This window comes from Streptomyces sp. WMMC940 (assembly GCF_027460265.1).
In the GTDB taxonomy this organism is placed as follows: Bacteria; Actinomycetota; Actinomycetes; order Streptomycetales; family Streptomycetaceae; genus Streptomyces.
In genome coordinates, this window is sequence record NZ_JAPZBC010000001.1 from 5,598,383 (window position 1) to 5,621,448 (window position 23,066).

The 23,066-nt window shown below is 71.6% G+C and carries 15 protein-coding genes; 9 read left to right on the forward strand and 6 right to left on the reverse strand.

The genetic code is table 11. The annotated features are described in order from the left end of the window. Positions 1–81: 81 nt before the first annotated feature. Together O7595_RS24710 and O7595_RS24715 are read right to left on the reverse strand one after the other, a co-directional pair. Positions 82–1,113, reverse strand: coding sequence for a LacI family DNA-binding transcriptional regulator (locus O7595_RS24710; protein WP_269730810.1), 1,032 nt, complete (start codon positions 1,111–1,113; stop codon positions 82–84). A 25-nt stretch (positions 1,114–1,138) separates the two neighbouring features. Beyond that, positions 1,139–2,806, reverse strand: a complete 1,668-nt coding sequence (locus O7595_RS24715; protein ID WP_269730811.1) for a glycoside hydrolase family 13 protein — start codon at positions 2,804–2,806, stop codon at positions 1,139–1,141. Between the two features lie 355 nt (positions 2,807–3,161). Here O7595_RS24715 and O7595_RS24720 point away from each other — a divergent pair, with 355 nt between their 5' ends. From O7595_RS24720 to pulA, 7 genes are all read left to right on the forward strand, one after another. Next, a complete protein-coding gene (locus O7595_RS24720) occupies positions 3,162–4,433 on the forward strand; it encodes an extracellular solute-binding protein (protein WP_269730812.1) in 1,272 nt (423 codons plus the stop codon). A gap of 20 nt (positions 4,434–4,453) precedes the next feature. Continuing rightward, entirely contained in the window at positions 4,454–5,467 is a 1,014-nt protein-coding gene (locus O7595_RS24725) for a carbohydrate ABC transporter permease (protein WP_269730813.1), read from the forward strand. Further along, positions 5,461–6,312 carry a sugar ABC transporter permease gene (locus tag O7595_RS24730; RefSeq protein WP_269732611.1) on the forward strand — a complete coding sequence of 284 codons (852 nt, stop codon included), beginning with the start codon at positions 5,461–5,463 and terminating at the stop codon, positions 6,310–6,312. Before O7595_RS24725 ends, O7595_RS24730 begins: the two co-directional genes overlap by 7 nt. Positions 6,313–6,361: 49 nt before the next feature. Beyond that, positions 6,362–8,038, forward strand: coding sequence for a glycoside hydrolase family 13 protein (locus O7595_RS24735; RefSeq protein ID WP_269730814.1), 1,677 nt, complete (start codon positions 6,362–6,364; stop codon positions 8,036–8,038). After that, positions 8,023–9,066, forward strand: coding sequence for a LacI family DNA-binding transcriptional regulator (locus O7595_RS24740; RefSeq protein ID WP_269730815.1), 1,044 nt, complete (start codon positions 8,023–8,025; stop codon positions 9,064–9,066). The genes O7595_RS24735 and O7595_RS24740 overlap by 16 nt, the downstream gene beginning before the upstream one ends. Before the next feature lie 233 nt (positions 9,067–9,299). After that, a complete protein-coding gene (locus O7595_RS24745; RefSeq protein ID WP_269730816.1) occupies positions 9,300–10,988 on the forward strand; it encodes a carbohydrate-binding module family 20 domain-containing protein in 1,689 nt (562 codons plus the stop codon). 264 nt (positions 10,989–11,252) lie between these two features. Further along, positions 11,253–16,580 (forward strand): pullulanase-type alpha-1,6-glucosidase, encoded by a 5,328-nt coding sequence (gene pulA / locus O7595_RS24750; RefSeq protein WP_269730817.1) that lies wholly within the window; start codon positions 11,253–11,255, stop codon positions 16,578–16,580. A 30-nt stretch (positions 16,581–16,610) separates the two neighbouring features. Here the strand turns inward: pulA and O7595_RS24755 are convergent, their stop codons facing one another. Beyond that, positions 16,611–17,348: a TetR/AcrR family transcriptional regulator gene (locus O7595_RS24755; RefSeq protein ID WP_269730818.1), complete on the reverse strand. Its 738-nt coding sequence runs from the start codon at positions 17,346–17,348 to the stop codon at positions 16,611–16,613. A gap of 63 nt (positions 17,349–17,411) precedes the next feature. On the opposite strand from O7595_RS24755, the gene O7595_RS24760 reads away from it, so the two are divergent. Then, complete coding sequence (locus O7595_RS24760; RefSeq protein WP_269730819.1) at positions 17,412–17,825, forward strand: hypothetical protein; 414 nt, start codon at positions 17,412–17,414, stop codon at positions 17,823–17,825. 50 nt (positions 17,826–17,875) lie between these two features. Here the strand turns inward: O7595_RS24760 and O7595_RS24765 are convergent, their stop codons facing one another. After that, on the reverse strand, positions 17,876–19,786 hold the full coding sequence (locus tag O7595_RS24765; RefSeq protein WP_269732612.1) for a hypothetical protein: 1,911 nt from the start codon (positions 19,784–19,786) through the stop codon (positions 17,876–17,878). 63 nt (positions 19,787–19,849) lie between these two features. Continuing rightward, complete coding sequence (locus O7595_RS24770) at positions 19,850–20,662, reverse strand: tyrosine-protein phosphatase (protein ID WP_269730820.1); 813 nt, start codon at positions 20,660–20,662, stop codon at positions 19,850–19,852. 143 nt (positions 20,663–20,805) lie between these two features. On the opposite strand from O7595_RS24770, the gene O7595_RS24775 reads away from it, so the two are divergent. Continuing rightward, a complete protein-coding gene (locus O7595_RS24775) occupies positions 20,806–21,243 on the forward strand; it encodes a hypothetical protein (RefSeq protein ID WP_443071857.1) in 438 nt (145 codons plus the stop codon). A 119-nt stretch (positions 21,244–21,362) separates the two neighbouring features. Here the strand turns inward: O7595_RS24775 and O7595_RS24780 are convergent, their stop codons facing one another. Next, the gene (locus O7595_RS24780) at positions 21,363–22,883 is read right to left on the reverse strand and encodes a DUF1996 domain-containing protein (RefSeq protein WP_269730821.1); all 1,521 of its coding nucleotides are present in this window, start codon (positions 22,881–22,883) and stop codon (positions 21,363–21,365) included. Positions 22,884–23,066: the final 183 nt, after the last annotated feature.

The following is a 23,066-nucleotide window of genomic DNA, read 5'->3' on the forward strand; positions in this document are numbered from 1 at the left end:
TAGCCGGAACCCCCGTGTTTCCCTGGTATGCCACGGAATTCGGGAGTCCGGTCGAGAGGCCCGCCGACCGGATGGGACGGATCAGGGCGAACCGTGCAAAGGGCCCGCCGCGGTCGAGCCGCGGACCACCAGTTCCGGCATGAAGACGAACTCGCTGTGAGGCGCGGGCGTTCCGCCGATCTCCTCCAGCAGCGTGCGGACCGCCGCCTGCCCCATGGCGGGGACGGGCTTGCGGACCGTCGTCAGCGGCGGATCGGTGAAGGCGATGAGCGGGGAGTCGTCGAAGCCGACCACCGAGATGTCGTCGGGCACCTCCAGCCCCCGCTGCCGCGCCGCCCGGATCGCGCCGAGCGCCATCATGTCGCTCGCGCACACCACGGCCGTGCAGCCCCGGTCCATCAGTGCGGACGCCGCGGCCTGGCCGCCCTCCAGGGTGTAGAGGGAGTGCTGGATCAGCTCCGACTCGATCTGCTGCTCGCTCGCGCCGAGCTGGTCGTGGACCGCCTTGACGAAGCCCTCTATCTTCCGCAGGACGGGCACGAAGCGGCGTGGCCCGAGGGCCAGTCCGATACGGGTGTGACCGAGGGAGACGAGATGGGTCACGGCCAGCTGCATCGCCGCCCGGTCGTCCGGGGAGATGAAGGGGGCCCGTACCTGCGGGGAGAAGCCGTCGACGAGGACGAAGGGGACGCCCTGGGCACGCAGCTTCTCGTAGCGCTGCATGTCGGCCGTGGTGTCGGCGTGCAGTCCGGAGACGAAGATGATGCCCGATACGCCCCGATCCACCAGCATTTCGGTGAGTTCGTCCTCGGTTGAGCCGCCGGGGGTCTGGGTGGCCAGCACGGGGGTGTAGCCCTGGCGGGTCAGCGCCTGTCCGATGACCTGGGCCAGGGCCGGGAATATCGGGTTCTCCAGCTCGGGCGTGATGAGCCCGACGAGGCCGGCGCTGCGTCGGCGCAGCTTCACGGGACGCTCGTAGCCGAGGACGTCGAGTGCGGCGAGCACTGATTCGCGGGTGGTCGAGGCAACGCCTGGCTTGCCGTTCAGCACCCGGCTGACCGTCGCCTCGCTGACCCCCGCCTGGGCTGCGATGTCGGCAAGCCGTGCGGTCATGGGATTGGACTGTACCGGTCGCATGTCAGATTGCCCACCAGACGGTCGAGTCGGCGGGAAGCCGGACCGTCCCGCCGCTGAACTCGGGGGTCGCGGAGGCCAGCAGCACAACCCCGGGGGCGGGGAACGCCGCGTCCGTGCCGCGGGTGTTCGTCGTGCAGACGAATCCGTCACGGGCGAAGGCCAGCACTCCCTCGGGTGCGTCGAGCCAGGTCACCGCTTCCCCCGCGCCGAGGCCCGGGTGGTCGCGGCGCACGGCGAGGGCCGCCCGGTACAGCTCCAGGGTGGAGCCGGCCACCCCGGTCTGTGCCTCCACGCTCAGCTCGGCCCAGTCGCCCGGCTGCGGGAGCCAGCTGCCGCCGCTGCCGAAGCCGTACGACGAGCCCCCGCGCGTCCAGGGGATCGGCACCCGGCAGCCGTCGCGGAAACCGTCCTGGCCCTCCGCCCGGAAGAACGACGGGTCCTGGCGCACCTCGTCCGGCAGGTCGACGACCTCGGGCAGGCCCAGCTCCTCGCCCTGGTAGACGTACGCCGACCCGGGCAGCGCCAGCATCAGCAGCGTGGCCGCCCGGGCCCGGCGCAGGCCCACCGGGCCGCCGCCGTAGCGCGTGGTGTGCCGGGGGACGTCGTGGTTGGACAGCACCCAGGTGGTGGGCGCGCCGACGGACGCGGTCGCCGCCAGCGAGGCCTCGACGACCTCCCGCATCCGCTCCGGGTCCCAGGGGCAGCGCAGGAACTGGAAGTTGAACGCCTGGTGCAGCTCGTCGGGGCGCACGTAGAGGGCGAGCCGCTCCGGGCTCGGCGCCCAGGCCTCGGCCACGCCGATGCGCTCACCGCCGTAGCCGTCCAGCAACCGACGCCAGGAGCGGTGGATCTCGTGGACGCCGTCCTGGTCGAAGAAGGGCAGCACCTGCGCGCCGATCATCTTGGCCTGCTCCCGGGCCCCGATGTCGGGCAGCCCGGCCGCCTTGACCATCCCGTGGGCGACGTCGATCCGGAAGCCGTCGACGCCCAGGTCCAGCCAGAAGCGCAGCACCGCGTCGAACTCCTCGCGCACGGCGGGGTGCTCCCAGTTCAGATCGGGCTGCTCGGGGGCGAAGAGGTGCAGGTACCACTCTCCCGCGGCCTCCGGCCGGGAGGGGCCCCCAGTGCCGTCCGGGGCCGCAGTCCGGGTCCAGGCCGGTCCGCCGAAGACCGACTCCCAGTCGTTGGGCGGCAGTTCGCCGTGCGCGCCCCTGCCGGGCCGGAAGTGGTAGTAGGCCCGCTCCGGGCCGCCCGCCAGTGCGGAGCGGAACCACAGGTGCTGGTCCGAGGTGTGGTTCGGGACGATGTCGACGATCACCCGCAGACCCAGCCGGTGGGCCTCCCGGACCAGGTCGTCGGCGTCGTCGAGGGCGCCGAAGAGCGGATCGACGGCGCGGTAGTCGGAGACGTCGTAGCCGCCGTCCGCCTGGGGCGAGGCGTAGAAGGGGGTCAGCCAGACCGCGTCCACGCCGAGTCCCGCGAGGTGGGGGAGCCGGTCGCGGATGCCGCGCAGGTCGCCGACGCCGTCGCCGTCGCTGTCGGCGAAGGAGCGGACGTACACCTGGTAGATCACGGCGTCCCGCCACCAGTCACCGGCCCGGCCGGGACGACTGGTCGGGTCGACCGTGCTGACCTGCGGCGTGGTGGTCGTGCCGAGCTCCTGCGTCATGGGCGCTCCTTCGGATGGCTGTCTCTCGATGTTCCGGGTGTTGCAGATGTTCCGGGTGTTCCGGATGTTCTGGAACTTCTCGACCTTCCGGATCTTCCGGCTCAACGCCGACCTATGTCGAAGGTAACAGCGCTGCAATCTCTTGCGGAAGCAGTTGCGCGGGCGCACGGGAGCGCTGGAGCGGGGTCAGGCGCTGTTGGCAAGGCGCACAACGGCAACCGTGCGGACACGCGGATGTAACGATCGCGGTCGCTTGCGGAAATCTCTCGCAAGGTCTTTCGGTCTTCTTTCAACCTTGTTACGTTCCTGACCGAATCGGCGCCGTGATGGAGCGGCCCAGGTTGAAGGAGTTCACATGCGACGTGGCATAGCGGCCACCGCTCTGGTCGCGAGCCTGGCGCTCACGGCGACCGCGTGCGGCGGGGACGACGCCGAGAGCGGCAAGAGCGCCTCGGGCAAGCTGTCGGGCACGGTCACCTGGTGGGACACGTCGACCGTCGGCAGTGAGGACAAGGTCTTCAAGAAGCTCGCCGAGGGCTTCACCAAGCTGCACCCCGATGTCAAGATCAACTATGTGAACGTGCCCTTCGGCGAGGCGCAGAACAAGTTCAAGAACGCCGCCCAGTCCGGCTCCGGCGCCCCCGACGTGATCCGCTCCGAGGTGGCCTGGACCCCCGAGTTCGCCGACCTCGGCTACCTCGCCCCGCTGGACGGCACCTCCGCCCTCAAGGAGGACAAGGACTTCCTGCCGCAGGCCGCCGCCTCCACGAAGTACGACGACAAGACCTACGCCGTGCCGCAGGTCATCGACTCCATGGGCATCTTCTACAACAAGAAGATCTTCCAGGAGGCCGGCGTCCAGCCGCCGTCCTCGATCGCCGAGCTGAAGACCGTCTCCAAGACGATCAAGGACAAGACCGGCAAGACCGGCCTCTACCTGCGCGGCGACGACGCGTACTGGTTCCTGTCCTTCCTCTACGGCGAGGGCGGCAACCTCGTCGACGCCGAGAAGAAGCAGATCACCGTCGACAACCCGGCCGGCGTCAAGGCCATGAAGGTCGTCAAGGACCTCGTCGACTCCGGCGCCGCGAAGACCGACGCCACCGACGGCTGGAACAACATGCAGACCGCCTTCAAGGAAGGCAAGGTCGCCATGATGATCAACGGCCCGTGGGCGGTCACCGACACGTACGGCGGCAAGGAGTTCAAGGACAAGACCAACCTCGGCATCGTCCCGGTCCCGGCGGGCTCCGACGGCCAGGGCGCCCCGCAGGGCGGCCACAACCTCGCCGTCTACGCCGGTTCCAAGAACCTCGAGGCCTCCTACGCCTTCGTCGAGTACATGACCTCGGTCGAGTCCCAGACCACGGTCGCCAAGGAGCTCAGCCTCCTGCCGACCCGCACCTCGGTCTACGACAAGCCCACCGTCTCCGGCAACGAGATGGTCGCCTTCTTCAAGCCGGTCGTCGACAAGGCCGTCGAGCGCCCCTGGATCCCCGAGGGCGGCAGCCTCTTCGCCCCGCTCGTGACCGAGTACACCAAGGTCCTCACCGGCCAGACCACCCCGGAGAAGGGAGCCAAGACGGCGGGCGACGCCTACCGCAAGCTCCTGAAGGACTGGAAGTAAGGGAAGAGGAAGACCGACTGATGGCTGTCCACACCAGCGGCCAGTCGGTGGCGAAGGCCGCGGAGCCCGGGAGGGCCCGCGGCCGTCGCCGCGACACCGCAGGCGCGCCCGGCAAGCTCCGCCGCGCCCTCTCCACGCACTGGTACGCCTGGACCATGGTCGCCCCCGTGGTGATCGTGATCGGGGTGATCATCGGCTATCCGCTCGTCCGCGGCGTCTACCTGTCGCTGACGAACGCCGACGAGCGGAACGTCGAGCGGTCGATCGGGGTGAACCATCTTCCCGCGACGTACGAGTTCGTCGGACTCGACAACTACGCCGACGCGCTCACCGGCAGCCAGTTCCTGGACACCCTCGGGTGGACGCTGGTGTGGACGGTCTCCTGCGTGGCCGTCACCTTCGGACTGGGCCTCGCCCTCGCCAACATCCTCAACCGCAGGATCGCCGGCCGGTCGTTCTACCGGATGATGCTGGTCCTGCCGTGGGCGGTGCCCGGCTTCGTCTCCGTCTTCGCCTGGCGCTTCCTCTACAACGAGGACAACGGCCTGCTCAACAAGCTCCTCGCGGGCGGCGGCATAGACGCCGTGCCGTGGCTCAACGACCCGACCTGGGCCAAGTTCTCGGTGATCGCCGTGAACGTCTGGCTCGGCGTTCCCTTCATGATGGTCGCCCTGCTCGGCGGACTGCAGTCCATCCCCGGCGAGCTGTACGAGGCCGCCGAGATGGACGGTGCGGGCGCCTGGCAGCGGTTCCGCAACATCACCATGCCCGGGCTGCGGTCGGTGTCCACCACCGTCGTGCTGCTGAGCACCATCTGGACCTTCAACATGTTCCCGGTGATCTTCCTGCTCACCCGGGGCGGTCCCGGTGAGGCCACGCAGATCCTGGTCACCCAGGCGTACAAGTTCTCGTTCGAGATCAGCCCCCGCGACTTCGCCCAGTCCTCCACCTGGGGCGTGCTGATCCTCGTCCTCCTGATGGTCTTCGCCGCTGTCTACCAGCGCGTCCTCCGCAAGCAGGGAGAAACCTGGTGACCACGACCAACGCCCCGGTGCGCGGCCGCCGCACGCCGCTGGCCTCGACCGCGCTGCACCTCACGCTGCTCGTCGCCTCCGTGATCGCCGTCTTCCCGGTGCTGTGGGTACTGCTGACCTCGCTGAAGCCGGCGAGCTACGCGACTACGACGGACTTCGTCAGGGAGACGACGCTCGAGAACTACACGAAGCTGCTGGCGGACACCGAGTTCCTGACCTGGTTCGGCAACTCGCTCCTGGTCGCCGGCCTCACCACGGTCCTCGGCGTCTTCGTGGCCGCCACCACCGGCTACGCCGTCAGCCGCTTCCGCTTCCCCGGCAAGCGGGGCCTGATGTGGACGCTGCTGATCACCCAGATGTTCCCGGTCGCGGTCCTGATCGTGCCGATCTACAACATCATGTCGGGCCTGGGCCTGCTCAACGAGCCGGCCGGTCTCGTCATCACCTACCTCACCATCGCGGTGCCCTTCTGCGCCTGGATGATGAAGGGCTTCTTCGACACCATCCCGCGCGAGATCGACGAGTCGGGCCAGGTCGACGGGCTCACCCCGTTCGGCACCTTCTGGCGGCTGATCCTGCCGCTGGCCCGCCCCGGCATCGCGGTGACGGCCTTCTACTCGTTCATCACCGCCTGGGGCGAGGTGGCCTACGCCTCCGCCTTCATGGTCGGCGACGAGAACCTGACCCTCGCCGGGGGCCTGCAGAAGTTCGTCAACCAGTACGGCGCCCAGTGGGGTCCGATGACCGCGGCCTCCGTGCTCATCGCCATCCCGGCCGCGATCGTCTTCCTCTTCGCACAGCGTCATCTGGTCACGGGCGTTTCGGCGGGCGCCGTCAAGGGCTGACCCGCACGTGCCGTACGTTCCCCCCAACCACGACCATCCCAGGGATGAAATGACCCAGCACCTCGCTGCCCCCGCCACCGCGACGACGTCCGGCCACCGAGCCGAGCCAGCGCCATGGTGGCGGGACGCGGTGATCTACCAGGTCTATCCGCGCAGCTTCGCCGACGGCAACGGCGACGGCATGGGCGATCTCGCCGGGATACGCGGCCGGCTCCCGTACCTGAAGGAGCTCGGAGTCGACGCGGTCTGGCTCAGCCCGTTCTACGCCTCCCCACAGGCCGATGCCGGCTACGACGTCGCCGACTACCGTGCCATCGACCCGATGTTCGGCACGCTCCACGACGCCGACGCGCTGATCCGCAGCGCCCACGCCCTGGACCTGCGGATCATCGTCGACCTCGTGCCCAACCACTGTTCCGACCAGCACGACTGGTTCCGCCAGGCGCTGCGCGAGGGCCCCGGGTCCCGGCTGCGCGAGCGCTTCCACTTCCGGCCCGGCAAGGGCGAGGACGGCGAACTGCCGCCCAACGACTGGGAGTCGATCTTCGGCGGACCGGCCTGGACGCGGACGGTGAACCCGGACGGCTCACCGGGCGAGTGGTACCTGCACCTCTTCGCCCCCGAGCAGCCGGACTTCAACTGGGAGCACCCGGCCGTCCAGGACGAGTTCCGCTCCATCCTCCGGTTCTGGCTGGACCTGGGCGCCGACGGGTTCCGTGTAGACGTCGCCCACGGCCTGGTCAAGGCACCCGGCCTGCCCGACATCGGCTCCGGCGAGCAGCTGAAGCTGCTCGGAAACGATGTCATGCCGTTCTTCGACCAGGACGGCGTCCACGAGATCTACCGCTCCTGGCGGCGGATCCTCGACGAGTACGAGGGCGAGCGCGTCCTCGTCGCCGAGGCGTGGACCCCGACCGTGGAGCGCACCGCGCTGTACGTCCGCCCCGACGAGATGCACCAGGCCTTCAACTTCCAGTACCTCACCACCAACTGGGACGCGAAGGAACTGCGCGAGGTCATCGACGGCTCGCTCGCCGCGATGCGGCCGGTCGGCGCGCCCACCACCTGGGTGCTGTCCAACCACGACGTCACCCGGCACGCCACCCGCTTCGGCAACCCGCCGGGCCTCGGCACCCAGCTGCGCGAGCAGGGCGACCGCGAGCTCGGCCTGCGCCGGGCCCGGGCGGCCACGCTGCTGATGCTGGCGCTGCCCGGGTCGGCGTACGTCTACCAGGGCGAGGAGCTGGGCCTGCCGGACGTCGTCGACCTGCCGGACGAGGTGCGCCAGGACCCGTCGTTCTTCCGGGCGGAGGGCCAGGACGGTTTCCGCGACGGCTGCCGGGTGCCGATCCCCTGGACGCGCGGGGGCTCGTCGTACGGCTTCGGCAGCGGCGGCAGCTGGCTCCCGCAGCCGGGCGACTGGGCCGAGCTGAGCGTGGAGGCACAGACCGGGGTGGCCGGCTCCACCCTGGAGCTGTACCGGGCGGCCCTCGCCGTGCGCCGCGACCACCCGGGCCTCGGCGCGGGGGAAGCGGTGACCTGGCTCGACGCACCCGACGGCGTCCTCGCCCTGTCCCGCGACGGGTTCGTCTGCACCACCAACACCACGGGCGCGCCGATCCGCCTCCCCGCACCCGGCGTACTCCTGCTGGCCAGTGCGCCGGTCGCGGTGACCGACGGCTTCGCCGTCCTGCCCGCGGACGCCACGGCGTGGTGGACGGTGTGACGATCCCCAGGCCGAGGGGCACCGCGGGGGCGGGTGCTCCCCGGCTCACCGACATCGCCGCGCAGGCCGACGTCAGCGAGGCCACGGTCAGCCGTGTCCTCAACGGCAAGCCCGGTGTGTCGGCGGCGACCCGCACCCGGGTGCTCGCGGCGCTCGACATCCTCGGCTATGAGCGCCCGGTGCGGCTGCGGCGGCGCAGCGCGGGACTGATCGGCCTGGTGGTGCCCGAGCTCACCAACCCGATCTTCCCGGCGTTCGCCCAGGTCATCGAGCAGGTGCTGGCCGGGCACGGCTACACACCGGTGCTGTGCTGCCAGCAGCCCGGCGGGGCCAGCGAGGACGAGCTCGTGGAGCAACTGGAGGAGAGCGGTGTCGACGGCATCGTCTTCCTCTCGGGACTCCACGCGGACACGGCGGCGGACCAGGGACGCTATGCCGAACTGGCGGCGCGCCGGGTGCCGTTCGTGCTCGTCAACGGCTGGAACGAACAGGTCTCGGCGCCGTTCGTCTCGCCCGACGACCACATGGCCGCGGGCATGGCCGTGCGCCATCTCGCCGAACTCGGGCACGAGCGCATCGGGCTCGCGGTGGGGCCGGTGCGCTACGTGCCGTCGCGGCGGAAGACGGAGGGCTTCCTGGCGGCGGCCGGACCGGACGCCGAACGGTACGTCCGGCACACCCTGTTCAGCGTCGAGGGCGGTCACGCCGCCGCCGCCGAGCTCATCGACGCGGGCTGCACCGGAATCGTCTGCGGCAGCGACATGATGGCGCTCGGGGTGATCCGGGCGGCGCGCGAGCGCGGCCTGGACGTGCCGGGCGAACTGTCGGTGGTCGGGTACGACGACTCGCCGCTGATCCCCTTCACGGACCCGCCGCTGACGACCGTGCGGCAGCCGGTCCAGGCCATGGCGTCGGCGGCGGTCGGCGCGCTGCTGGAGGAGATCCGCGGGAACCCCGTGCCCAGCACCGAATACGTCTTCCAGCCGGAGCTGGTGGTACGCGGCTCGACGGCGAGGGCGCGGAGCTGACCGGTCGGCCGGGACGGCCGTCACGCCATCTGCCCGCAGGGTGAAAAACCTTGCAGGCAGATGGCGTCCGTGTTTCCCGGATGTGTCCGAACGGTTGACCGGGCAATCGTTCGGGCCTACCGTCACCTGCGCGGAGGGTCCTTTCAGTTTTGCAGCAAGAACCTTCAACACCCCCACCCCAGGCCCTCGCTCACCACCTCCCACCTCCCTTCCTGAGCCGCAGGAGGAAGCACATGGCCAGCAGATCTCTGGCTGCCGCGCTCGCCGTCGTGGCGGGCACGGCAGCCGCGGTGATCGCGCCACCCGGGGCAGCGCAGGCGGCCCCGCCCGGCACCAAGGACGTCACCGCCGTCCTCTTCGAATGGCGCTTCGACTCGGTCGCGCAGGCGTGCACCGGCACCCTGGGCCCGGCCGGGTACGGATACGTCCAGGTCTCCCCGCCCCAGGAGCACATACAGGGCGGGCAGTGGTGGACGTCGTACCAGCCCGTCAGCTACCGGATCGCGGGGCGGCTGGGCGACCGCGCCGCGTTCACGAACATGGTCGACGCCTGTCACTCGGCGGGCGTCAAGGTCGTCGTCGACACCGTCATCAACCACATGGCCGCCGGGAACGGCACGGGCACGGGCGGCTCGTCGTACACCAAGTACGGGTACCCCGGCCTGTACTCGGCCCCGGACATGGACGACTGCACCGCGCAGATCACCGACTACCGGGACCGCGCCAACGTCCAGAACTGCGAACTCGTCGGGCTCGCGGACCTCGACACCGGCGAGGAGTACGTCCGCGACAGGATCGCGGGCTACATGAACGACCTGCTGTCGCTCGGCGTCGACGGCTTCCGGGTCGACGCCGCCAAGCACATGCCGGCCGCGGACCTGGCCGCGATCAAGGCCAGGCTCAGCGACCCGGGCGCGTACTGGAAGCAGGAGGCGATCCACGGCGCAGGCGAGGCCGTCCAGCCCGACGAGTACCTGGGCAACGGCGATGTGCAGGAGTTCCGCTACGCCCGCGACCTCAAGCGGGTCTTCCTCAACGAGAACCTGGCGTACCTGAAGAACTTCGGCGAGGGCTGGGGCTACATGACGAGCGGCAAGTCCGCCGTCTTCGTCGACAACCACGACACCGAGCGCGGCGGCGACACCCTGAACTACAAGAACGGCGCCGACTACACCCTGGCGAACGTGTTCATGCTGGCCTGGCCCTACGGCTCGCCGGACGTCCACTCCGGCTACGAGTGGTCCGACAAGGACGCGGGCCCGCCCAACGGCGGCACGGTGAACGCCTGCTACAGCGACGGCTGGAAGTGCCAGCACGCCTGGCGCGAGATCTCCTCCATGGTCGCCTTCCGGAACGTGGCGCGCGGTCAGGGCGTCACGAACTGGTGGGACAACGGCGCCGACGCGATCGCGTTCGGCCGGGGCGACAAGGCGTACGTGGCCGTCAACCACGAGACCTCGGTGCTGACCCGCACCTTCCAGACCTCCCTCCCGGCCGGCGACTACTGCGACGTCCAGTCGGGCACGGGCGTCACGGTGAACGGCGCCGGCCAGTTCACCCGGACCCTCGGCCCGAACACGGCCGTCGCGCTGCACGCCGGTGCGAGGAACTGCGGCGGCGGATCGTCCGCCTCCGGCGCCTCGTTCGCGGTCAACGCCACGACCGTGCCCGGCCAGGACATCTATGTCACCGGCAACCAGGCCGCCCTCGGCAACTGGAACACCGGCAGCGCCCTCAAGCTCGACCCGGCGGGCTACCCCGTGTGGAAGCTCGACGCCGGCCTGCCCGCCGGCACCTCCTTCGAGTACAAGTACCTGCGCAAGGACGCCGTGGGCAACGTCACCTGGGAGACCGGGGCGAACCGTACGGCGACGGTCCCGCCCACCGGCAGGGTGAGCCTCGACGACACCTGGCGGTCCTGAGGTCCAGGGCCGGGCGGCCGGCCGCCGGTGCACGTCCCGGCGCCGCCGCCCGTCCGGACCCCGGGCGCGCGCGGCCGGGGCGGCACCACCACCACGGCCGTTCCGCCCGGACCCGGGCGGTCCGAGAAGTCCCGCGGGCCACGGGCCGCGCGCCACGAGCCCACGAGCAGCCCATCAGCCCACGGCCACAGACGTGTTCCGACGAGTACCGACACGCGTTCCGACACGCGTTCCGACGAGTCCAGACCAGTGAGGAGAACCCTTGTGACACCCCCCTCGCGCGCCCGGCGCAGAACGGTGGCGGCCGGCCTGGCCGTGGCCGTGTGCGCCGCACTCGCGCCCGCCGTGCCCGCCGCCGCGGCGAAGCCGCCCGCCCCACCGTCCGACGCCCACCTCGCCGCACAGCCCGCCCGGCACGATCTGACGCGCGAGCAGTTCTACTTCGTGCTGCCGGACCGGTTCGCGAACGGCACGCGGGCCAACGACCGCGGGGGACTGACCGGTTCACGCCTGGAGACCGGCTACGACCCCACCGACAAGGGCTTCTACCAGGGCGGCGACCTCAAGGGACTCACCAAGCGCCTGGACTACATCAAGGGCCTCGGCACGACCGCCATCTGGCTCGCGCCCATCTTCAAGAACCGGCCCGTACAGGGCAGTGGCGAGGACGCGTCGGCGGGCTACCACGGTTACTGGATCACCGACTTCACCCAGGTCGACCCGCACTTCGGCACCAACCGGGACCTGGAGACGCTGATCGACAAGGCCCATGCCAAGGGCATGAAGGTCTTCTTCGACGTCATCACCAACCACACCGCCGACACCGTCGACTACGCCGAGAAGGCCTACGGCTACCGCCCCAAGGGCTCCCACCCGTACCTCGACAAGAGCGGCCGCCCGTTCGACGACCGGGACGGGATCCCGCGCGGCGCGGTCGACGCCGACTCCTTCCCGTACACCCCGGTCAAGGGCGAGGGCGCCGTCACCAAGGTCCCGGCATGGCTCAACGACCCGACGATGTACCACAACCGGGGCGACTCCACCTGGGCCGGGGAGAGCGCCGAGTACGGCGATTTCGTCGGATTGGACGACCTGTGGACCGAGCGGCCCGAGGTCGTCGAGGGCATGAAGCGGATCTACGAGAAGTGGGTCCGCGATTTCCGGATAGACGGCTTCCGGATCGACACGGTCAAGCACGTCGACCTGGACTTCTGGACCCAGTGGGCGACCGCGCTGGACGCGTACGCGGCCAAGCGCGGCCGCGAGGACTTCTTCATGTTCGGCGAGGTGTTCTCCGCCGACACCGCCGTGACGTCGCCGTACGTCACCCGGGGCCGGCTCGACTCGACCCTCGACTTCCCCTTCCAGGACGCGGCCCGCGCCTACGCCTCGCAGGGCGCAGACGCCGGCCGGCTCGCCAAGGTCTTCGCCGACGACTACCGGTACACCACCGACAAGGCCAACGCCTACGAGCAGGTGACCTTCCTCGGCAACCACGACATGGGCCGCATCGGCACCTTCCTGAAGCAGGACAACCCCGGCGCCGACGACGCCGAGCTGCTGAAGCGGGCCCGTCTCGCCAACGAGCTGATGTTCCTCAGCCGAGGCAACCCGGTCGTCTACTACGGCGACGAGCAGGGCTTCACCGGCGCGGGCGGCGACAAGGACGCCCGCCAGACCCTGTTCGCGTCGAGGACCGCCGACTACCTCGACGACGACCGGCTCGGCACGGACCGCACCCACGCCGACGACGCGTACGACACCGGGCACCCCGTCTACCGTTCGATCGCCGCGCTGTCGAAGCTCACCCGTGAGCACCCGGCGCTGCGCGACGGCGTCCAGCAGGAGCGCTACGCCAAGGACTCCGTGTACGCCTTCTCCCGCACGGACGGGAAGAAGCGCGCGGGAGCCGTCGAGTACCTGGTGGCCGTCAACAACGCCACCACCGCGAAGACCGTCACCGTGCCCGTGGACTCGGCGGAGTTCCGGGCCCTGTACGGCGGTTCCGGCACCGTGCGCGCCACCGGCGGCCGGGTCACCGTCACCGTGCCCGCGCTGTCGTCGCTGGTGCTGCGCGCGACCGGGCCCCTCGCGGCCCCCGCCGCGAAGCCGTCCCTCACTCTCAGGGCCCCCGCCGCCGGGGCGACCGGCACCGTGGAGATCTCCGCCGCCCCCGAGGGCGGACGACTCAACCGGGTCGTCTTCGCCGCGCAGGTGGGCAACGGCAAGTGGCGCACCCTCGGCACCGCCGACCACGCCCCGTACAAGGTGACCCAGCACATCACGGCGCCCGCCGGGACGCCCCTGCGCTACAAGGCGGTCGTCGTCGACAGCCTCGGCCGCACCGCGAGCGCCCGGGCCGCGACCACCGCCGGCCAGGTCCCGCCGCCCGAGAGGCCCACGGCCGTCGAGCGCACCCACGCCGTCGTCCACTACAAGCGCGCCGACGGCGACTACGACGGCGCACGGCTGAAGGCCGCCGGGACCACGGCCGCGTTCACCGGCCGCGACGCCTGGGGCGCCTTCGCCTGGGTCAAGGTCCCCGAGGGCACGTCGGCCCTCTCGTACACCGTCGAGAAGGACGGCGCCGCCGACGGGCCGCAGCGCACCATCGACCTCGGCCGCACCGGCGAGGTCTGGATCACTCAGGGCCAGGACGGCCAGTCCGGCACCGCTCCCGACGGTGCCCGCCCGCCGCAGGACACCGGGAAGGCCGTGCTCCACTACCACCGGCCCGACGGCGACTACGACGGCTGGGGCCTGCACACCTGGACGGGCGCCGCCGAGCCCACCGACTGGTCGAAGCCGCTGATGCCGGTCCGGAAGGACGCGTACGGGGTCACCTTCGAGGTCCCGCTCGCCGACGGCGCCGGCTCGCTCAGCTACATCGTGCACAAGGGCGACCAGAAGGACCTGCCGACCGACCAGTCGCTGTCCTTCGGCAGCCACGGCCGCGAGGTGTGGATGCTCGCCGGGCAGCCTCAGTACCTGCTGCCGATGAGCGGCGGCGCGCCGTCGCTGGACCTGGCCGAGGCGGAGGCGCAGTTCATCGACCGCACCACCGTGGTGTGGAAGGTGAAGCCCACCGACGCCACCAGCCAGCAGCTCGTGTACGCGCCCGGCGGCGGCATCGGGATCGTCGACGGCGCACTCAGCGACGAGGGGCGGTGGTTGCGGCTGAACCCGTCCGCGCTGTCCGACGCCCAGAAGGCGAAGTACCCGCACCTGAAGGACTTCCCCGCCTTCACCGTCGACCCGCGCGACCGCGACCGGGTCGAGGACGCCCTGCGCGGCCAGCTGATCGCCACCCAGCGCAACGCGGCCGGCGCCCTGCTCGCCGCGACCGGAGTGCAGATCCCGGGCGTCCTCGACGACCTGTACGCGGGCAGGGCACAGCAGGCCGCGCTCGGACCGGTGTTCCGCAAGGGGCGCCCGACGCTGTCCGTGTGGGCCCCCACCGCACGCAGGGTCGCCCTCGAACTGGACGGGAAGACCGTCCCGATGCGCCGCGACGACGCCTCCGGCGTCTGGTCGGTCAACGGCCCGGCGAGCTGGCGGGGCAAGCCCTACCGGTACGCCGTGACGGTCTGGGCGCCGAGCGTGCGGAAGCTGGTCACCAACAGGGTCACCGATCCGTACTCCACCGCCCTCACCACGGACTCGGCCCGCAGCCTCGTCGTCGACCTCGCCGACCCGAAGCTCGCGCCCGAGGGCTGGTCCACGCTGCGCAAGCCGGCCGCCGTGCCGCTGAGGGGCGCCCAGATCCAGGAGCTGCACGTCCGCGACTTCTCGGTCGCCGACCGCACCGCGAGGAACAAGGGCGGCTATCTGGCCTTCACCGAGCGTGAGTCGGACGGTATGAAGCACCTGGCGGCGCTCGCGAGGAGCGGCACCTCCTACGTGCATCTGCTGCCCGCCTTCGACATCGGGACCATCCCGGAGAGGAAGTCGGACCAGTCCGTGCCGGACTGCGACCTGAAGGTGTACGCACCGGACTCCGAGGAGCAGCAGGCCTGTGTCGCGAAGGCGGCTGCGAAGGACGCCTACAACTGGGGGTACGACCCACTGCACTACACCGTCCCCGAGGGCTCCTACGCCTCCGACCCCGAGGGCACGCGCCGCACGGTCGAGTTCCGGCGGATGGTGCAGGGCCTGAACGGCGCCGGGCTGCGCACCGTGATGGACGTCGTCTACAACCACACCGTCGCGAGCGGTCAGTCCGAGAAGTCCGTGCTGGACCGGATCGTCCCCGGCTACTACCAGCGGCTCCTCGACGACGGCTCGGTGGCCACGTCCACCTGCTGCGCCAACACCGCGCCCGAGAACGCCATGATGGGCAAGCTCGTCGTGGACTCCGTCGTCACCTGGGCGAGGCACTACAAGGTCGACGGCTTCCGGTTCGACCTGATGGGCCACCACCCGAAGGCGAACATGCTCGCCGTCCGCAAGGCCCTCGACGCGCTCACCGTCGCGAAGGACGGCGTCGACGGGAAGAAGATCGTCCTGTACGGGGAGGGCTGGAACTTCGGCGAGATCGCGGACGACGTCCGGTTCGTCCAGGCCACCCAGAAGAACATGGCCGGTACGGGGATCGCCACCTTCTCCGACCGGGCGCGGGACGCCGTCCGAGGCGGCGGCCCGTTCGACGAGGACCCGGGCGTCCAGGGCTTCGCCTCCGGTCTGTTCACCGAACCCAACGGCTCCGGGGCCAACGGCACCCCGGCCGAGCAGAGGGCCCGGCTGCTGCACTACCAGGACCTGATCAAGGTCGGACTGTCCGGCAACCTGGCGTCGTACACCTTCACCGACACCCGGGGCCGCACGGTCAAGGGCTCCGAGGTGGACTACAACGGCTCACCCGCGGGCTACGCGGCGGTACCCGGTGACGCCCTGGCCTACGCGGACGCCCACGACAACGAGACGCTCTACGACGCGCTCGCGTTCAAGCTGCCGCAGTCCGTCCCCGCGTCCGGCCGGGCCCGGATGCAGGTCCTTGCGATGGCGACGGCCGCGCTCTCCCAGGGGCCCGCACTGTCGCAGGCCGGCACCGACCTCCTGCGGTCGAAGTCGCTGGACCGCAACTCCTACGACAGCGGCGACTGGTTCAACCCCGTCCACTGGGACTGCCGCGACGGCAACGGCTTCGGACGCGGCCTGCCGCCGGCCGCCGACAACAAGGACAAGTGGCCGTACGCCAAGCCACTGCTGACCGCGCCCGCGCTGAAGCCCGGCTGCGCGGAGATCACCGGCACCTCGGCCGCCTACCGCGATCTGCTGAGGATCCGCACGACCGAGAAGGAGTTCGGACTCGGCTCGGCGGACGAGGTGCAGTCGGCGCTCTCGTTCCCGCTGTCGGGGACGGACGAGACCCCGGGCGTGATCACCATGCGCCTCGGTGATCTGGTCGTGGTGTTCAACGCCACCCCGGACCGGCAGACCCAGCGGATCGGCGCCCTCGCGGGCACGTCCCACGGGCTGCACCGGGTCCAGGCCGGAGGCGCCGACCCGGTGGTCAAGTCCGCGTCGTACGACGGTGCCACCGGCACCTTCGCGGTGCCGGGACGCACGGTCGCCGTCTTCACCCGCGGCTGACGCGCGGCGGCGCGCCGGGGTCCTCGGGGCTCAGGCGCGCTGCTGCGGAACCCGCGCCGCGGGTGCCGGGGACGGCACCCGCGGCACGAGGACCACGAGCCTGCCGACGAGGTCCCCGAAGGGCCCGTCGGCCGGCTCGTCCCGCATGATGCGCTCCAGCACGGCCGCCATGTCCGGGTCGTACGCCGCGGGCACCGCCACCAGCGCCGCGAAGTCGTGGACCAGTTGGAGCTCCAGCTCCGCGCGCGGTATCTCCCGTCCGTCCAGCCAGATCAGCGCGGTGGACTCGGCCAGTGACACCCAGGACCGCACCACCAGCCGCAGCCTCGGCGCCGGGTCGGTGACGCCGAGATGGGCCATGATCTGCTCGTAGGCCGCCTGGCGGACCCCGTCGATCACCGCGCTGGTGGTGCCGGTGCCTGCCGCGGGACCGCCCCGCATCAGCGCCGAGAAGCCCGGTCCGTGCTCGTCGACGAAGTCGAAGAACCGGCGCATCACCCTCAGCAGCCGTCCGCCGAGCGGTCCTTCGTGCCGCTCCGAGAAGCGGTGGGCGAGGTCCTCCGCCGCGCGCCGCAGCGCGGCCTCGTACAGGCTCTGCTTGCCGGGGAAGTAGTGGTAGACCAGCGGGCGCGAGATGCCCGCGGCGGCGGCGATCTCGTCGATCGACACCTCTTCGGGGGAGCGGTGGCTGAACAGTTCCAGCGCCACCCCGATCAGCTGCTGCCTGCGCTCTTCGACGCCCATCCTGCGGCGAACCCCGGTCGTCATGCGAACAGCCTAACGGCCGGGCCTCGGACGCCGTCCGCCGCTCGGCCGTTAGGCTTCCGGAGCATGACCGCTTCTGACCAGGAGACACCCGCGGAGACCCCGGCACCCTCGGACGCGTCCGCACTCGTGGACGCGCCCGCGCCGGCGGGAGTGCCCGCGGTGGACGGGCCCGTACCCGTGGACGCGCCCGCGCCCTCGGAGGCGTCCGCAGCCGCGCCGGGGGCCATGACCCCCCGCCAGGCCCGGACGCTCCGGATCGCCGCGGCCTCGGTCGTGCTCGTGGCGCTCGGTGCGGTCCTGGCGGTGCGGCTGGCCAGTCGCACGTCGGTGCTCGTGGTCGGGGTGTACGGACTGGCCATGATCCTGTGCGGAGTTGTCATCGAGCTCAGCCGCCACGGCCGGACCCGGCTGGGCACGTATCTGCTGGGCGCGGGTCTTGCGGCGGCCCTTGCGGCGGACTGGCTGCTGCTGCCCTGAGCCGCTCGGCTCGGGGTGCGTCGGACCCACCCGTCCCGTCCGTGCGCCGTTCAGCGCAGGGCACGCATCCGGGACCCGTCCGCGAGCCTGCCGTCGAGCTCCACCCGTACCCCCTGGCGCGCCGGTACGACGAGGTGGTTGCCCGCCGCGCTGCCGGTGACCCCGCCGGAAGTACGTACGGAGGCGACGTCCTCGCTGCCCGCGGCCAGTACGTACCACCGGCCCGTGCGGGATCTCCAGAGCACGCCCGCGAGCACCTGCGGGTCCCGCGGTCCGCACGCGGGCGACACCTCGGAGCGGGCCACCACCACACCGGGCGCCCGGGCCGCCGGGCCCGACTGCGGCGGCTGGAACTGGGCGAGCACCCGGCCGCCCGTGCCGCGCCAGGTCTCGGCGCGGGTGCACACCCAGGCGGCCCTGCCGTTCCCCTCCGGCAGCCACTGGCGCGTGTAGCGCCAGGCGTTGACCTCCCGCACCCCGTTCGAGCGCATCGTGGGCAGCAGACAGGCCGTGCGCGCCCAGGCGGTGCGGGCCTCCTCGGGAGCCTCGGGGACATCGCCGGCGGACAGCGGAGGACCCCAGGTCAGCCGGGCCGGAACGATCTCGCCGAGATCGGTGACCAGCCGCCGGGAGCCGGCTCCGGCCAGCTCCAGCGCGTGCCACGACCGGCACTCGCGGGCCTCGGCCGGGCTCGGCAGCGCCTCGGTCACCCCATGCGCGTCGCGCCGCAGCGTCCGGGGCTCCGCGTCCGGATCGAGCAGGTCACGCGCCGAGGCCCCGCTCACCCAGGGCGCCGTCAGATAGCGGACCTCGCCGCGACCGCGGTCGACGAGCAGCGCCCCGGCGGTGGCCGCGTCCGCCGAGTCGGTCCGGGCGAGGTCCAGAGCCGGGCCGCCGCTCGCGCCCTCGTCCGGCTCCGCGTACCGCACGACGCGCAGCCCGTCGTGGAACAGCACCACCCGGGCCCGGCCCACCTCGCCCGCGAACAGCAGCTGCGGCGCCCCCATCGGCGGCCCCGGCGGGGTGCCGGGGGTCGCGGACACCTGCACCGTCGCACCGGGCCGCGCCCAGACGGCGAGCGCCCGGCGCAGCAGTGCGCGGTCCCCGGTCAGCGAGCCGCGGGCGGGCCACACGGAGAAGTCCGTGCGGCTGGAGCTCCGCCAGGTCTGGGCGCCGATCCGCTGCAGCCGGGCCGGGTCCAGCGCCGCCTCGGCCGCCGGGTGGCGCGCGTACAGCGGAGCGGCCGCCTCCGCCGGTGCCCAGCCCTCTCCGGGCAGGCTCAGCAGCGTGCCGGACACCAGCACGGCCGCGGCCGCCGCCAGCGCGGCCTTCGCTTGCCGCCGGCGGCGCATCAGATCGGTCGGCCGGGCCTGCAGCGAGCATGGGTCGAACTCGGGGGACTCCAGCAGATCGACCGCGGTCCTGCCCTCCGGGGTGCGGAGCCCGTCCGCCGCCGCGAGCGCCGCGTGCGGGTCGGCCACCCCGGCGCCGGTCAGGACCTGCCGCACCGCGGCGTCCGCCAGCCCCTCCAGGGCGCGCAGCACATACGCGGCACGCGCGGCCCCGGACAGTGCGGACAGCCCCTGGTCCAGCGCGAGTTCATCGGCGCCACCGGAACGCGGGAACAGCCGCAACCCCCGCACCTGGGGCAGCAGCGGCGGGAACTGCACACGCTTCGGCCAGGCCCGCCGCCGCAGTGGGAGCCCCGCGTCCAGCGCCTGCCGCAGCACCCGCCCGCGGACGAACGCGTACCCCGGCACGGCCGTTCCGCGCGGGGCGGGCACCCGTGCCTGACGGGCCTGCGGAAGCCGGGCCGCACGGCCGCGCGGCAGGGAGCGCTGCACGATCCAGTGAGCGGTCAGCACGCGGCGGTTGCGGCCGAGGGAGGGCGGCAGGACGAGGTAGGCGATCCGTACCAGACGTGGGTAGTGCTCCACGAGCGCGGCTTCGGCCTGCTCCACGTCGACGGCGGGGGCGAGTTCCTGGGTGCTCACTGTCAGCAGAACGAGCGAATACTGCGATAGTCACCAGCCCCGGCCGGCGGGCCCGGTGAGACGGGCGCGGATCCGTGCCACCGTCTCGTCGCCCACTCCGAGTCCGTCCCTCACGTACCGCTCCAGCGAGCCGTGGAGCCTGGTCACCTCGTCCCGGGCGGCGGCCAGGTAGTCCGGTGTCACACCGATGAGGGTGAGCGCGATCTCCGGGTCGCCGCCCTGGGCGGTGAAACCCTCCACGAGCGGCGCGAACGCCTGGCGCACCGCCGGGTTCACGGAGAGGTACTCCGCCTCGACGGTGTCCTCGTCCGCGCCGAGCAGGCCCAGCACGACGGCCGCGGCCCAGCCCGTGCGGTCCTTGCCCGCCGTGCAGTGGAACAGCAGCGTTCCGGCGTCCGGCTCGGCCAGGGCCTCCAGGAACGCCCCGTAGCCGTGCCGGGCGGACTCCGTGGAGACCAGGGCCCGGTAGGTGTCGGCGAACAGGGCGTGCGCCCGGCCCCCGCCCAGCTCCCGCTCGGCGGCCGCCGGATCGCCCAGGACCTCCCGCAGGCGTGCGGCCGCGGGCACCGTGCCGGAGGACAGGAAGTCCGCCAGCACATCGGCCGCCAGCACGCGGGTGCCCGGCGGAAGGCGGTCGGGCCGCGCCCGGCGTTCCACCTCCGTGCGGAAGTCGAAGACGGTCCGGACGCCCAGGGCCGCCACGGCCGGGTCGGCCGTGGTGTCCATCCGGTCCAGCTGTCCGGACCGCAGCAGCAGCCCCGGCCGCACGATGCGGCCGCCCGTGAGCGGGGTCGGGCCCAGGTCGCGCAGATTGGCGACGGTGGTCGCGGGGATCGCGGGCATGGCGGCGGCTTCTCCCTGGTGCACGTGGGGCAGCTGGTGCGGGTGCGACGTGCGGCACGTTACCCTCCGTTCCTCTGCCCATCGGGGCGCCGACCGGGCACGATGGCCCGATGAGTACGCAACGAGCCCGAACCACCACTCCGATGGCCCTGGCCGCGCTGGCACTGACGGCCGCCATGGCCCTCACCGCCTGCGGCGGGGACGCGGACGAGGCCCCCGACGTGCCGAGGACGGCGACCGGGAGCCTGGAGCAGCTGGCGAAGCAGGCCGAGTGCGAGCCGAACATCCAGACGGACGCGAAGGAGCTGCGGCAGGCGAACTGCGCGACGAAGGACGGCAAGTACGTCCTCGCCACCTTCGCCACCGACCGCGGCCAGCGCGAGTGGATCAACGAGGCCAAGGACTACGGCGGCTCGTACCTCGTCGGCAGGAAGTGGGTCGCGGTCGGCGACGAGAAGGTCGTGACGGCACTGCGCGGCCGGCTCGGCGGGACCGTGGAGAGCGGCGCCTCGCATGGCGGGCACTCGGGGAGCGGTGCCGGCGGTGGGGGGAACGAGGACGAGCACTCCGGCCATCACTGAGCAGGCCGCGCAGGTGTGGGGGAGGGGGAGACGGGCTGGGGAGGGGTTCGGCGGAAGGTGGCGCCGAACCCCGGGGCTCGGGCGGGGAGTCCGGGGTTCGGCGCCGGCTCAGCGAGCGGTCAGCGGCACTTGCGCCCGCCGTTGATGCAGCTCACCACCTTGTTCATCAGGTTCTCGTCGAAGACGTTGATGAAGTCGCCGTGGTCGGTGATGGGCTTGTGCAGCTGCTCCGGGAACGAGTCGACCGCGAAGACGCTCGGGTTCGCCCCGTCGAAGACCGGCGGCGGCACGTCGTAGACGATGCGCTGCACGAGCTGCGGAATGGCCCGGAAGCCGTTGGGGCAGGCGCCGTTCGCCTGGGCGAAGGCGACATGGGTGCGGTGGTTGGCGCTGTCGGTGTTCTGACCGTCCCAGCAGCTCTGGAACTTGAACGACCGCACCACCTGGCTGCCCTCGGGGCAGATCGGGTACTTGTCCTTCAGCTGGCGGTCCTCGAACCCGGTGCAGCTCCACGACGCGTTCGCGTTCGCGTCACCGTTGACGAACGCCTTGGCGTCGCCGGTGATGATCCGCAGGAACCGCGGCATGGCCGTCACCTTGGACCGCGGGTTGCCGACGAAGTTCAGCGTGACCTGCGACGGCGTCTGGATCTCGCCGACGTTCTGGTCCTTGCCGCCGCCGTCGGCGTCGGCGTCGTTCTCCTGCTGCCCGTTCTGCAGCCGCAGCACCGGCCAGTAGTACGTCGACTTGTCGCCCTGGTTCACACAGGTCGTCTGCCCGTTGGCGAGGTCGTCGTCGCTGGCGAAGGCGTCGTTGGCCTGGTTGCCCACGTAGTCGTGCATGTGGTGGGCGCCGTTGGCGACACCGGGAGCGACGATCACGTTGTCCGGGTTGAACTTCCCGTTCTCGTTCACACCACAGCTGGTCGTGAACGTGCCCCGGGAGGCACCGCGCCGGTTGCGCGGGTTGTCGACGTTCGGCTGGACGGACTGGATGTCGACGAAGTCGGACTGCTCGGGGCCGTTGCCGGCCTGACCGCCGTTGCCGTCGCCCTGGTCCTGGCCGCCGTCGTCCTGGCCCTGGCCGTTGTCCTGGCCGTCGCCCTGACCGCCGTCCTGCCCCTGGTCGCCTCCCTGGTTCTGGTCTCCTCCCTGGTTCTGGCCGCCGTTGTCGTCGCCCCGCAGGGTGCACGACGCCATGGACTCGAGGCCCTGCGGCTTGGGAGCCTTGCCGCGCTCGATGAGCGCCGCGATCCGCTGGAGGATCACCCTCCGCTCGTTCTTCAGCGGAGTGAGGATCTGCTGCTGCCCGTACCGGGGGTCGCTCTCGATCCGTTGCCTGAGGTCGGCGAAGCGCTTGTACGCCGTGGTGATCTGGGTGTCCAGCGTGGCGAGTTCGCGGTCGACGTTGGCGCGCTCCTTCTGGGGCACCACGTCCAGTTCGTTACCGACGTCCGGGCAGTCGATGGTGGAGACCGACCGGCCGGCGGCCTGGGTCCCGTTGGGGTTCTGACCGCGGCTCTCACCCGCGGATGCGTAGACGTTGACCGCGACCAGCCCACCCCCGCCCAGAATCAGGGCAGCCGAGGCGGCGATCGCCCGGTTTGCCAGCGTTGAGCGTTTGCGTGTTGTGCGTGCCATGGAACTCCAATCCCGGGGTGGGAGCAACGCGCCGTTCCATACGGAGTCGCGCCTCGCCCCGTTCAGACGGGACCGGAATTCGTAGAAAACTCCATCCGCAAAACGGATACCACCGGGTGCCAACGGGCATGCCCGCGACGGCGGTTGGCGAAACCTCGCGGCTGCGCCGGTCCGGGTCCGCGC